Raw genomic sequence first — 12435 nt, 5'->3', positions numbered from 1 at the left:
CTTATGAAACAGTTTCAGTGTATGCAACTTTGCTAGGCTTGCGCGCGCGGCAACTTGCGAACGCCACTCCGCAAGGAGAGCTTGTTGTGTTGTTGCAACAAAGTTAATAGTGGGTGCTCCATCAATGGCAAGATTGGCGGCAATCCCACTGTGGTGAAGGAGCTTGCTTGTGAAAACCATGTTGCTGTGTGCGGCGCTGCTGGGCGCTCAATTTCAGTGTCCTGTTGCGAACGCCGCGGAGGCTTCGAAGCCGCTCTCGTTTCAGCCTGTCGCCGGCACGGTGGTGCCAATGGGGGGCTCGGTGCGCAACGACAATGAGGCGGTACGCCAGCGGCTGGTGCAACTGGCGGGCGGCTCCGCGGCACGGTTTGTTGTGATTCCCAGCGCGTCGTCCCAGCCTGAAACGTCGGGCGCGGATGCGGTGGAACAACTACGGCGCCGTGGTGCGCAGGTGGAATTGCTGAAGATCGCACCTTGCTGGGCCGGCGAGACGCTGGAGTCCGCGCGCCGGGCAGCGGCCGAGCCTGCCAACGTGGCCAAGATTCGCGCCGCGACTGGTGTGTTCTTTACCGGCGGCGAGCAGGGGCGCACGGCCGATGTACTGAATCCGGACGGGGTAGCCTCGCCCGTCCTGCAGGCCGTGCGCGAATTGCAAGCGCGCGGTGGCGTGATAGCCGGCAGCAGCGCCGGCGCTGCCATCATGAGCAGCACGATGTTCCGCGATGCGATGAATTCCGTGCAGGTGATGAAGGGCGTTATGCGCGAAGGCAAGGAAATTGACCGGGGGCTGGGCTTTGTTGGCGACCAGCTATTCATCGACCAGCATTTCCTCAAGCGGGGCAGGGTGGGGCGCATGCTGGCGCTGATGCTGGCCAAGGGCTACAAGGTGGGTCTCGGGGTGGATGAGAATACTGCGGCAATTATTCACGGTAGCGAAATTGAAATTGTGGGCAGCAGCGGGGCGCTCTTGCTGGACTTGCGCCAGGCGACGCAGGAACCGGGGCCTGTGAACGTGCGCAATGTACGCATTTCCTATCTCGATAATGGCGATCGTTATGACCTGGCCAAATTGCAGGGGCAGGTGCTGGCAGCCAAGCAAGCCAAGGGCGAGATCAAGTTCCGTCAGCCGGGCTTTGCTCCCGATCTGGAATTTGTCCGTCCCGCTTATACCGATATCCTGGGTGAAAACGCCATCCTGCGCGCGCTGTCGCAACTGGTGGATGGCCCGCGCGACCATGTTCGGGGCATTGCCTTCGACCTCGAACAGCTGCCCGATGCGCCCGTAGCCGATCCTGCTCCTGAGCTGGGGTTCGAGTTCATGCTGCGGCGCGATGAACATACGCATGGCTGGGATAGTGCCGGGCTGGACGATAAGGATTACTCCATCTTCGATGCACGGCTCGACGTGCGGCCGGTGCGCCTGAAAGCGCCTTTCTATCAAGCGTGGCAATGATGTTCAGTATGCGACTGAAGTTGCGTTTCGCTAAGTTGTCAGTAAAAGGCATATGCAAGGAGTGGAAGTTTAGCACCGGCCTGGCTTGAAACTTGAATGTCCAGTGTGCATAGGACTTATTCTTTATGCATGTAAATCTCAGCTTCGATTTGAGACATTTGTTGCGGCCAGTTCTTAGCTGAGAGTATTCTCTCTTTATCCTCGTTAATGCGTAATTCAATGACAATTCGCTCAATCAAGCTGGACAAAACTGCTTTCGATAATTCAAATATTGGACTGTCTGAGCTTCCATTAGACGTCGCGCCACTTCATCTTCATTCCCTTGGTCAGGTCGTCGTAGTTGCAGGTGCCAATGGCGCTGGAAAATCGCGATTGTTGCGCCTGATTCAGTCCCTCGCATCAAAAGTATTACCGTCAGCGACTGTTGAAGACATGAAGCGCGACCGCGAGAACAACGAGAATATGATAAGACTGCAACTGGTTCATAAGGAAGCGATTCTGAACGGATCAATTCCGCTTTCATCTGAACTGGAACGGGAAAAAGGGCTCGCAAACATTGGAAGAAATTTGGCTCGCGGATATCAAGCAATTGAGCGAATCGATCGAGCTCTGTGCGCACACACAGCATTTCAAATTTCACCTGCTGAGCCATTTCAGGTCATCGAATTTGTACCTCGAGTAGCTCGCTTGGTAGACGCTTCGCATACGACTGATCACGATGCAAGACAGCGAGCGGAATCCTTAACTCATGGCGGCAGCGCGAATGCTGAGCAAAATGCACCTGCATATGCACGAAGTGTTCTGCGCGCTGCGATGAGGTCCCGCGATCGGGCGAGGGCTCACGGGGATAACGACAAGACGGCCGAGCGAGCAGAGACGAGTCTGCGAGAGATTGTACGCAACCTCTTGGGCGAATTCTTTTGGTTTGAACTGAATAATGACTTAAATCTTTGCATAGGGAGAGAAGGCACATCATCTTACGCTTCTGAATTGTCTCAAGGTCAGCAAGTGCTTTTTCAGCTCGCATGTATGCTTCATGCGCAAGGTGACCGGCTGCAGGGAAGCGTAATCCTCATGGACGAACCCGAAAATCATTTGCATCCAGCGGTTCTAAATGAGGTGGTGAACCGACTTAGACTCGTGCCTGGTTTTGGCCAGCTCTGGTTAGCAACTCACTCAGTTCCACTGATTGCGCATATGGTTGCTCTCGATCCAGATTGTCTGTGGTATGCAGAGGCAGGAAGCTTCAAGCGAGCTGGGCGAACCCCGATGAAAGTATTAGAGAGTCTTATGGGCGGCTCCAAGGGCTCAGCAGATCTTCAGGCTCTAACAAGGCTTCCTGCTGAATATGCGGCGCTCAAGTTTCTATCCGAGTGCCTCGTTGAGCCCGGTGTCGTTGGGCCGGACACAAAAGATCCGCAGACGAATCAAATTGTTGAAATCATTTCAGAGTTAGCTAAATCGCGCACCAGAGCGTTGCGGATTGTCGACTTCGGCGCTGGCGTGGGCCGCTTGCTAACAACGGTAGCGGCGTTGGCTAACGAGAAGGTGATCGGTGAGTTCGTTGACTACTTAGCTCTTGAGCATGATCGAGAAAAGCACAAACAATTGCAACGCGAGATTTGCGCGGTTTATGGAACTCAAGGCGATGAACGCATTTTCTTGAACGAACGCGAACTGAGTACAAGAATCGATGGCGGATCCGTTGACTGCATTGTCATGTGTAATGTACTGCACGAGATTTCACCTGACGACTGGATTTTGCTATTCAGTCCAGAAGGCCCGATGATGACTACATTGGCTGAAGACGGATACCTATTATTTGTGGAGGATTACGGAATTCCTATTGGCGAACGCGCTCATCGATACGGATTTCTATTGCTTGACGAGGGGGAATTGAAGACCTTGTTTAAGGTGACTGAAATGGATCGAATGGAAAAAAAATTCGTGAGAGTCCCATCTTCTCAGGAACGATATAGGGAGAGATTAGTGGCGCATTTGGTTTCGAAAAGCTGCGCGGAGAGGGTAAGCGCGGAAACCCGGCGAAAGGCTATTCAGGTCTTGTGTGATAGAACAAAAAATGACGTTAAGGCCCACCTTGAGGCTCCTCCGTCTTCCGAAGACAGCGTCGCTGGAAGAGATTACGCGCGGAACGCACAGCTCTATTCGAACGCATCCATTTGGTTGAGTGTGCATGGCGTGAGCTAGCCTCAACGATGACGTCGCTAAACAGCCTCTGCTGCTGTTTAAGCGACGCCCACGTCGATACAGGAAGCTCGCCGCGCTAGAATTGATAGACCAGGTGATCCGTGAACAGGGCTACTGAACGACCAGTTCCACCCGGCGGTTCTTGGCACGTCCGGCATCGTTATCGTTCGACGCGACCGGTGCCAGGCTGGCGACGCCTTTGCTCGCCACGCGCGTGGCGGCAATCTGATACTGTTTGGTCAGCGCGGCCACCACCGCTTGTGCACGTTGTTGGGACAATGCCTGGTTGGCGTCAAGGTTGCCCTGGTTATCCGTGTGGCCAACGATGTAGACCTTCAGTGCAGGCTGGCTCTTCAGGAGTTTCGCCATTTCGTCCAATTGCGTTTTGGATTCCGCGGCTTTGATTTCCGACTTACCGGTATCGAAGTAGATGCCGTACAGGGCGACTTTGCCGCTGGACTGCAAGGCGTTTTTCAGCGCGTCCGCATTGACCGTAACCTGGCCGCCTTGCATGGCTTGCGGCTCGGCGATTTCGATGTAAGTCGTGGTGAAATCGGTGCGATAGACCTTGCCGGTATTGAGCATCGCGTGCACGGTGTTGCCATCCTTGGTCAAGGTGCCGTAAGTGAAATAGAGGTCGTCGGTACCGAGCATATTCGTGCCACCCAGCGAAAACATCTGGTTATTGAGCGCGGATTTTTCCGGATGGCGTGCCCGGTTGGCGCGGAAATCGGCTTCCTTCATGCTGCTGTAATGGTCGTCAAAGCCGTAGCGCATGTGTTCGCACCCCTTGTCGCGCGGCGTGCAACTGATGATGGCTTTGAATCCAGCCGCCTTCAATGCCTGTTCATAGTTGCGATGCACTTCCAGCGGGGTCTTGCCGAGCGGTGCGAAGTACACCATGCGGGTGATCTGGCCCTCTACTGTGATCGGGCTGATGAACTCATTGTGGCTGTCCAAACCCAGCTTGCCAGGAAAAGTCGTCTGGTCGAAACCGATCTTTTTGTAGGCCATCATCCAGGAATTGTTATAGCGCTGGATCAAGGGATGATCTTCGCCCCCCGCGACATCGATTGCCCAGTCAGGGCTGGCGGAGGCAGGTGCGGCGATGGCTAAGGAGGAAAGGCAGAATGCGGCGACGGCGAAGTGGCGCGCCAGGTTAGAGGACATCAGTTTCAAGGTTTATCCTTTCTCGAAGAACGGCAGCAGTAAGGGTCAGTGCCAGTGATATCAATTTTATACGGCGCTGCCACCGCTCATCGTGGAGATTCGTCGGTAATCGGAGCGACAATTTAACGATGTCCCCGTGCCTGCGCCCCAGGTTCCGATTTCAAATCTGGGTGTCGAGGTCGCTTAAATTTAGGTGGCAGTACCAATTCGTCCAGTCCTGTACTTCCTTAAAGTTCATTGCAAGGTATCGGCGCAGTTGCTGATCACCTCGGTCAACAAAACAGGGAGCTCATCATGACAGGGCATTACTTTTCAAATCGACTCAATCTGCTGGGAGCCATTTTCGCGGCAATCGTGGCTTCGCTGCTCACGGGGTGCCAGATTACGCGCACCGTCCACAATGACGATACGCCGGTGTCCGGCAGCACGGTGTTCGAAATGTATGTGGTACAGAGCGACCGGGATCGGGCATTCAACGTGCTCTTCGTTCCTGACACTTCTTATGGCGACATGTCGGTTCTGGCTAACCGCCAGGCGTTCGTCAACGACCTGGCCAATGTGATCGAGAACGGCTACTGGCAAAATCGCGCCTATTTCAATGCCTGGGGTGTCTACAACTACTTCTACATGACTGCCAGCGGCACGGTGGTTGAACAGGCGCCGGGTCCGGGTGGTCAATTCCGCTGCCCGATCGTTACCTGGCCGGGGCAGGTCAATTCAGACGGTGTCTTCGCCGACCAGATCGTTCTCATCCACCGTAATGAACTACGCGACTGCGGCGGCGGCGGACGGGCGACTGCCGAGCCAACCAGCTATAGGACCATCGTGCATGAGACCGGCCATGGCCTGTTCGGCCTGCCCGACGAATACTGCTGCGATGGCGGCTATTTCACGAAGGCCCCTGTCATGTACAGCTCACAGGCGGCCTGCAATGGTGACAGCGCGAACGCCGGCTGGCGCAACTGCCAATCGCTGACCTCCAGCAGGGATGGATCGGTCTGGTGGCGCTCGCAGGGCAATATTACGGACAACCTGATCATGCGCAATGCCGGCGACGAAGTGTGGGAGGCAGGTCCGGCCGATTGGGCAGTGATGCGCGCGGCTTATCACGGCCTGTCGGGTGCTCCTGCGATCACGCAACCCGCGGCATTTGCACCAGCCCACTGGAGCTACACGGTTCCGCCACCATGGCACCCTTGAATGACAGGAGAACATCATGAAAAAGACTTTTGTTGCCATCGTGATTTGCGGAGCGGGTCTTACGCTGGCTCAGGCCCAGCAACAAGATCCTGAGCGCTCCAGGGCTTTGCGAAGTGCCGCGCATATCGAAGGTGCCAAGCCGGCCACCGCGCCGGCGGGACAGCAGCAGGTCGCCGTACTGGCGATCAAGCTCGATGTTGTGAAAGGCGAAGTACGTGCTGCGCGGATCGAGTCCGTCAAGCGCATCGCCGCCTATGCTCCTAAAGTGTTTGCACGCGAGGGCGGGATGTGGGAAGTTGTGATCGAGGGCGAAACGCGCCGCACTTTCTATGTGGACAGCCCGGCAAGGCGCGAAGCTGAAGCGTATTCGAAGTCGAACTCGGATTACCAATGGATCGATGAGACCGGGACCATCGACTGGCGATTGGTCGTTCCATTGTATGCCGATGGGCGTTCGCTTGGGGCCCGTAGCGTCACCGTTCGCGACAAATTGACTGGGGCGACGATCATGCAGTCGAATTTGTGAAGTTGCGCTTAAGGTAGGCCGGGGCACCCCGTGCCAGCCTGTTTTAGGCCCCTGAGTTTTCAGGGGCCTTTTTTGCTCCCGGTTAGATGGTCCGGTTATCATCACAAGAAACGGAAATTAGGAACGCATGTTCCAGGATAAATCTCGGGTTGACGATGTCCTTCACGCGCCATTTGCTTGCAGTCATTCTTTTAAGTTCAAAGACTCTATTCGCATCCGAACTGGTGATGGCAATCTCCAACGGCAGTGGCATGCCTATGACGGACATTCGCGACGAACAGCTGAGGGGAGGGATACTCAAGGAACTCGGCGACGCGTTAGGGGCACAGCTGCACCTCCAGCCACGATACCTGGTCCTGCCTCGCACCCGTGTGGAAGGCGCGCTGCTGAGGGGCCACGCCGACTTGCTGTGCGACTTGCGGCCCGAATGGCTCGATAATCAGACCTTCCTCTGGACCGACGCGATCATTTCGAATCGGATGATCGTCGCCATGCGCCGCGAGACACCGGCGCCCACCTCCCTGGACGCTATTGCAGGCCTGCGGGTGGGCACGGTGCGTGGTTACCGGTATCCGGAAGTAGCGCACCTGCAGCTCCAAATCCTGCGCGACAATGCGGCGAACGATAGCCAGAACCTGGAAAAATTGCTGCTCGGGCGCTTCGATCTCATTTTCACGAACCGAATCTATTTCGACTACCAGCGCAAGGTGCATCCGGAACGGGCACGCCTGGCGGATCACAACCTGAAGATTACGGATTTCGACACTTTCTGTGCCGTTCCCGCACGAGGCAAGCTCGGCATCGAGGAGCTGAACCGGGCGATCGCGGCACTTAAGGCGCGTGGCACGATCCAGTCGATCCTGGCGCGGTATCGACCGCATGAACCACACTGAGCAAGTTTAAGGAAGGTTGGCCCTTTGATACGTCGGCGTGAATTTCTTTTGGCTGGAGCGGGTTTGCCGCTTCTTGCGTCCTGCGCGAGTACCCTGGAGCCAGGGCGTAAAGGTTCACTGCCGGAGTCTGCGAAGAGTTTGAACGCAAGCGCAGTGACGTATTCCGTACTTCGTTCAGGGTCGCCACTGGGGACCCACGCGGTAGCCGGCGCGCCGGATGCCATTTTCCAGGCTGCATCGCTGACCAAACCGGTTGTTGCCTTCGCTGCGCTTCGGTTGGCGCAGGCCGGCTGGCTCGAATTGGCTGCGCCCGTGTCGCATTACCTTCCTGACGGCTACAGGCATTATCACGATCCCCTAAAGCGATCGGCTCGCGATTCGTTTGATCTCGTTCCTCCGAAGATGCTGGAGCGGATCACCGTGGCCCATTTGCTGAATCATAGTTCCGGCTTTCCGAACTGGTCCAGCAAACCGCTGGCATTTGTTTCCGAGCCCGGTAAAGACTGGCGTTATTCCGGCGAAGGCTATGTGCTCCTGCAGGGCATCATGGAGGCGATTACCCAGACCGAGCTTGCGGTCTATCTTGACCGGCAGCTGTTCATGCCGCTCGGGATGAGCGATACGAGCCTGGTCTGGCGCGACGCATTCGAAACCCGGGCTGTGGCAGGCAGGATGTACCTGGGCCTGTCGCAGCGAGCCCGTTTCCGAAGTGCCGTGGCCGCATCTACCCTTTACACCACGGCATCGGACTATGCGCGCTTCATGTCCGCGCTTCTGGCCGATGATGCCCTGATCCGGATGGTGCTCGCTGCGCCAGTCGAAGTAAGCGAGCCGCTTGGCCTGGCATGGGGGCTTGGCTGGGGTATCGAGAAAAGCGCGGGCGGAAGCTGTATCTGGCAATGGGGTAACAACCCCGGCTTCCGCGCATTTGCAATGGCGTCGACCACTTCAAAGGATGGCTTTGTGGCCCTCACGAAGAGCGAACGGGGCATGCCGCTCGCCGCTTCAGTTGCGCGGGAGGTGCTGCCTTTGGATCATGGCGCCTTCCGCTTTCCACCGGTCGCGTAGCTCTCAGAACTGCTGGTTGCGGGCGACCAGTTCGCCAGGTGAGCTGAGCAGGAAAACATTGTCGTTCAGCGCGTCATCGCCTTTGATGTGTTCATACGAGGTGAGCGAGGAGAGCAGGTCGCGCACGATCGACTGCTGGCTCGGGATGGTTTTGTCCGACTTCAGCTTGCCCAGGAAGAAGGTCTGCACCTGCTCGGATTGCTTGGCCATCTGTTCCAGGCTTGCCTTCTTCAGCTTGCCCAACCTGTAATTCAGCGAAACGTCGCTGCGCGCATTATCGTCGACCTGGTGGTACTCATAGTTCTGGGTTTCCAGTGTCCCATCGAAAAATGGCGGGCCGGATTTGCCGATGTCTGTATGGTACTGGGCCCCCAGGTGCGATTGCTGGGTTTGATTAATTTTGCGGTCGTCATGACTTGTGCCGCCCACCCTGGTCGTCTGCGACACATCGAAGGAGAACGTGTCCTGTTCCCACGCCTTGCGCGGATTGCTGGATTTTGGCGTCTGGGTGACGGAAGCGCTGAAATCGGAAAGGCCGGTCAGTGTGGAGCGGTCGTCGGCATTCAGTTGCCACTTCGATGAAGTACGCAGGAAGTCGTCAGGGTCGTCGGCGATGGCGGTTCGGTGCATATCGGAGAAGGCGTCTTTGAACATGGACATCAACTTCTTGTCGCCGTGTCCGCGCGAGACAGCCTGATCGAATTGGGCCAGGTAATTGTTGATCGCCTTGGCCTGCTGCTTCCTGGTGCCAAGATGCTCCAGGCTGCCGGTGTCCACGTTCACTTCTGCCTGCCCGTCAGGGCCGCCAATGCTCACTTTGCGTACCGAGTCGTCAATATGGAGATCCAGGGTCTGCGGTGCGGATTCCGGGCCGGCCACTTCTGCGCGGAAGTCGATGGACTTCACAAACTTGCTGTCGAACTGCGTCAGGCCGCTTAGCCGGATTTGCGGGTTCGATCCAGTCATTCCGTCAATGGCGGCCTGGAAGCCGGCTGCCAAATCGGACAGGGCCTTGCGCTCGTCGTTATCCAGCTCGGCGCTCGAGCTGACCTGGTAGATCATCTCTCCGTCCACATCGGCTAACGTCAGGTCGACCTGGGCGCCACCTTGTGTGGTGATGATCAGCGTGAACTTGTTATCGATCGAATCGGGCAGTTTGGCATGGTCGACCGGAAGGATCGATCCGGAGCCGAGCTGCTTGAGCATTTCGGCGCCAAGGTCCTGGTAGCGTAGGCTGGTCGAAACCGGGGCAGCGGCAGCCGCAAGCGCTTGCGGGCTCAGGGTGACGATGGTTGAAGGCGAAGACGCCGCCGCTGCTGCGTCGAGCTTGGCCACAATCGGATTGATAGTCCGGGCCGGCGCGGGGGCGGCGTAGCGGGTAGCGGGTTGCCAGTTGGAGAGGCTGGATATGAAGTTCATGCCCGCTTATCGGCAAGTCATTTACGAAACTTTAATTTCTGAACATGTGTCCCCCTTCATGAGAACAAAAAAGCGTGCTACGCTAGCGTTGCTTTCAAGGAAATGTTTTTCGTGCCCGATTTGCGATTCGCAACGGGCGGTTCCACAGTCCAGGCAAGCCGCCGCTACCCGCTATCGGCCAGCCGGGATTGACCACTCCAAGTGCGTTACCATCGCACGTGAAGGAATCTGAATGAGCAAGGGCGAACCACTTCGCCTGCACGTGCCCGAACCTACGGGGCGTCCAGGTTGTGCAACTGATTTTTCCTATCTCCGCCTGTCGCCGGCCGGTGCCGTGCGCCGTCCCGAAGTCGACGTGGCGCCCATGGATACGCGGGATCTTGCGTACTCCCTGATCAGCGTGATCGATGCCGAAGGTAACGCCGTCGGGCCGTGGGTACCCGAAATTGATATCGAAGTATTGCGCAAAGGCATGCGCGCCATGATGAAGACCCGTATCTTCGATAGCCGCATGCTGATGGCGCAGCGCCAGAAGAAGATGTCGTTTTACATGCAGAGCCTTGGCGAGGAGGCGATTGGCACCGCGCAAGCACTCGCGCTGAATGTGGACGATATGTGCTTTCCGACCTATCGCCAGCAAAGCATACTTGTCGTGCGCGACTATCCGATGGTCGACATGATCTGCCAATTGATGTCGAATGAACGCGATCCGCTCAAGGGCCGCCAGTTACCTGTGATGTATTCAGTGAAAAAGGCTGGCTTCTTCTCCATCTCCGGCAACCTGGCGACGCAATACATCCAGGCGGTCGGCTGGGGCATGGCTTCCGCGATCAAGGGCGATACCAAGATCGCCTCGGCATGGATCGGCGACGGCGCCACGGCGGAAGCGGACTTCGATACCGCCCTGACGTTCGCCCACGTGTACCGTGCACCGGTGATCCTGAATGTGGTCAATAACCAGTGGGCCATCTCGACCTTCCAGGCGATCGCCGGTGGAGAGGACACCACGTTTGCCGCGCGTGGCGTCGGCTGCGGTATCGCATCGCTGCGGGTCGATGGCAACGACTTCCTGGCGGTGTACGCCGCCTCGCGCTGGGCTGCGGAGCGTGCGCGCCGCAATCTCGGGCCATGCCTGATCGAATGGGTGACCTACCGCGCAGGCCCGCATTCGACGTCGGATGATCCGTCGAAGTACCGTCCAGGCGACGACTGGTCGCATTTCCCGCTCGGCGATCCGATCGCGCGCCTGAAACAGTACCTGATCAAAGCCGGCGCGTGGTCCGAACAGGAGCACGAGGAAACCCAGAAGCTGTTGGAGGCGGAAGTCCTGGCCGCGCAGAAGGAGGCCGAGCAATACGGCACCATGGCCAGCGGCCACACTTTCAGTCCCGCGGAAATGTTTGACGGCATCTACAAGGAATTGCCGGAACATTTGCGCGTGCAACGTCAGCAACTGGGGATCTGAAATGGCGGAAAATACGGTGAAAACTTCCATGACCATGATCCAGGCGCTGCGTTCGGCGATGGATGTGATGATGGAGAAGGATGAGAACGTCGTGGTCTTCGGCCAGGACGTAGGCTACTTCGGCGGCGTGTTCCGCTGTACCGAAGGCCTGCAGAAGAAATATGGCAGGTCGCGCGTATTCGATACGCCGATCTCGGAAGGCGGCATCGTTGGCGTGGCCATCGGCATGGGGGCCTATGGCCTGCGGCCGTGCATTGAGATCCAGTTTGCCGACTACATTTATCCGGCCTATGACCAGATCGTGTCCGAGGCGGCGCGCTTGCGCTTCCGTTCGGCCGGCGACTTCAGCGCACCGATCACCATCCGGACCCCTTGCGGCGGCGGCATTTATGGCGGCCAGACCCACAGCCAAAGCCCGGAGGCAGTTTTTGCCCACGTCTGCGGCTTGCGCACGGTGATGCCGTCGAATCCCTACGATGCGAAAGGCTTGCTGATTTCTTCGATCGAAAACGACGACCCGGTGATCTTCCTTGAGCCGAAACGCCTGTATAACGGGCCGTTCGATGGCCACCACGATAAGCCGGTGGTGCCCTGGTCGCAGAATCCGTTAGGCGAAGTGCCGGAAGGTTATTACACCGTCCCCCTCGACAAGGCGGCGGTCTTCCGGCCAGGCAAGCAGCTCACCGTGCTCGCTTACGGCACCATGGTGTGGGTATGCGAGGCGGCCGCACGCGAGACCGGCATCGACGCCGAAATCATCGATTTGCGCAGCCTCTGGCCGCTGGACCTGGAGACGATCGTCGAGTCGGTCACGAAAACCGGCCGTTGCGTGGTGGTGCACGAGGCAACGCGGACCTGCGGGTTCGGCGCCGAACTGGTGTCGCTGGTGCAGGAACACTGCTTCTACCATCTGGAGGCGCCAATTGAACGCGTGACGGGTTGGGATACGCCATACCCGCATGCGCAGGAATGGGCGTACTTCCCTGGGCCTGCGCGCGTTGGCGCGGCCTTCAAACGTGCGGTGGAGGCATAA

At 57.5% G+C, this 12435-nt stretch carries 10 protein-coding genes; 8 read left to right on the top strand and 2 right to left on the bottom strand.

All coding sequences use genetic code 11. The annotated features are described in order from the left end of the window. Nucleotides 1–178: 178 nt before the first annotated feature. Nucleotides 179–1453, top strand: a complete 1275-nt coding sequence (locus ASD58_RS24220; RefSeq protein WP_082565648.1) for a cyanophycinase — start codon at nucleotides 179–181, stop codon at nucleotides 1451–1453. A 219-nt stretch (nucleotides 1454–1672) separates the two neighbouring features. Continuing rightward, nucleotides 1673–3661: an AAA family ATPase gene (locus tag ASD58_RS30810; RefSeq protein WP_162253057.1), complete on the top strand. Its 1989-nt coding sequence runs from the start codon at nucleotides 1673–1675 to the stop codon at nucleotides 3659–3661. Between the two features lie 111 nt (nucleotides 3662–3772). Here ASD58_RS30810 and ASD58_RS24210 read toward each other — a convergent pair whose 3' ends face one another. After that, on the bottom strand, nucleotides 3773–4831 hold the full coding sequence (locus tag ASD58_RS24210; RefSeq protein ID WP_057263939.1) for an OmpA family protein: 1059 nt from the start codon (nucleotides 4829–4831) through the stop codon (nucleotides 3773–3775). Nucleotides 4832–5125: 294 nt separating this feature from the next. Between ASD58_RS24210 and ASD58_RS24205 the strand changes: the two genes are divergently transcribed. The 4 genes from ASD58_RS24205 to ASD58_RS30805 all read left to right on the top strand — a co-directional run bounded on the left by ASD58_RS24205 (nucleotide 5126) and on the right by ASD58_RS30805 (nucleotide 8518). After that, entirely contained in the window at nucleotides 5126–6031 is a 906-nt protein-coding gene (locus ASD58_RS24205) for a hypothetical protein (protein WP_057263937.1), read from the top strand. 16 nt (nucleotides 6032–6047) lie between these two features. Continuing rightward, complete coding sequence (locus tag ASD58_RS24200) at nucleotides 6048–6557, top strand: hypothetical protein (protein ID WP_057263935.1); 510 nt, start codon at nucleotides 6048–6050, stop codon at nucleotides 6555–6557. Nucleotides 6558–6712: 155 nt separating this feature from the next. Further along, complete coding sequence (locus tag ASD58_RS24195) at nucleotides 6713–7450, top strand: ABC transporter substrate-binding protein (protein ID WP_057263933.1); 738 nt, start codon at nucleotides 6713–6715, stop codon at nucleotides 7448–7450. A gap of 153 nt (nucleotides 7451–7603) precedes the next feature. Then, complete coding sequence (locus tag ASD58_RS30805; protein ID WP_162253056.1) at nucleotides 7604–8518, top strand: serine hydrolase; 915 nt, start codon at nucleotides 7604–7606, stop codon at nucleotides 8516–8518. A gap of 3 nt (nucleotides 8519–8521) precedes the next feature. On the opposite strand, the gene ASD58_RS24185 is transcribed toward ASD58_RS30805, so the two are convergent. Continuing rightward, nucleotides 8522–9937, bottom strand: a complete 1416-nt coding sequence (locus tag ASD58_RS24185) for a hypothetical protein (protein WP_057263930.1) — start codon at nucleotides 9935–9937, stop codon at nucleotides 8522–8524. Between the two features lie 232 nt (nucleotides 9938–10169). Here ASD58_RS24185 and ASD58_RS24180 point away from each other — a divergent pair, with 232 nt between their 5' ends. Both ASD58_RS24180 and ASD58_RS24175 read left to right on the top strand, forming a co-directional pair. Next, nucleotides 10170–11402 (top strand): 3-methyl-2-oxobutanoate dehydrogenase (2-methylpropanoyl-transferring) subunit alpha, encoded by a 1233-nt coding sequence (locus tag ASD58_RS24180; RefSeq protein WP_057263928.1) that lies wholly within the window; start codon nucleotides 10170–10172, stop codon nucleotides 11400–11402. 28 nt (nucleotides 11403–11430) lie between these two features. Beyond that, nucleotides 11431–12435 carry an alpha-ketoacid dehydrogenase subunit beta gene (locus tag ASD58_RS24175; RefSeq protein WP_057264142.1) on the top strand — a complete coding sequence of 335 codons (1005 nt, stop codon included), beginning with the start codon at nucleotides 11431–11433 and terminating at the stop codon, nucleotides 12433–12435.

It is taken from the genome of Duganella sp. Root1480D1 (assembly GCF_001427305.1).
Taxonomy (GTDB): domain Bacteria; phylum Pseudomonadota; class Gammaproteobacteria; order Burkholderiales; family Burkholderiaceae_D; genus Rugamonas.
Note: the sequence above shows the minus strand (reverse complement) of the source record. Positions and strands in the feature narration are given on the sequence as shown.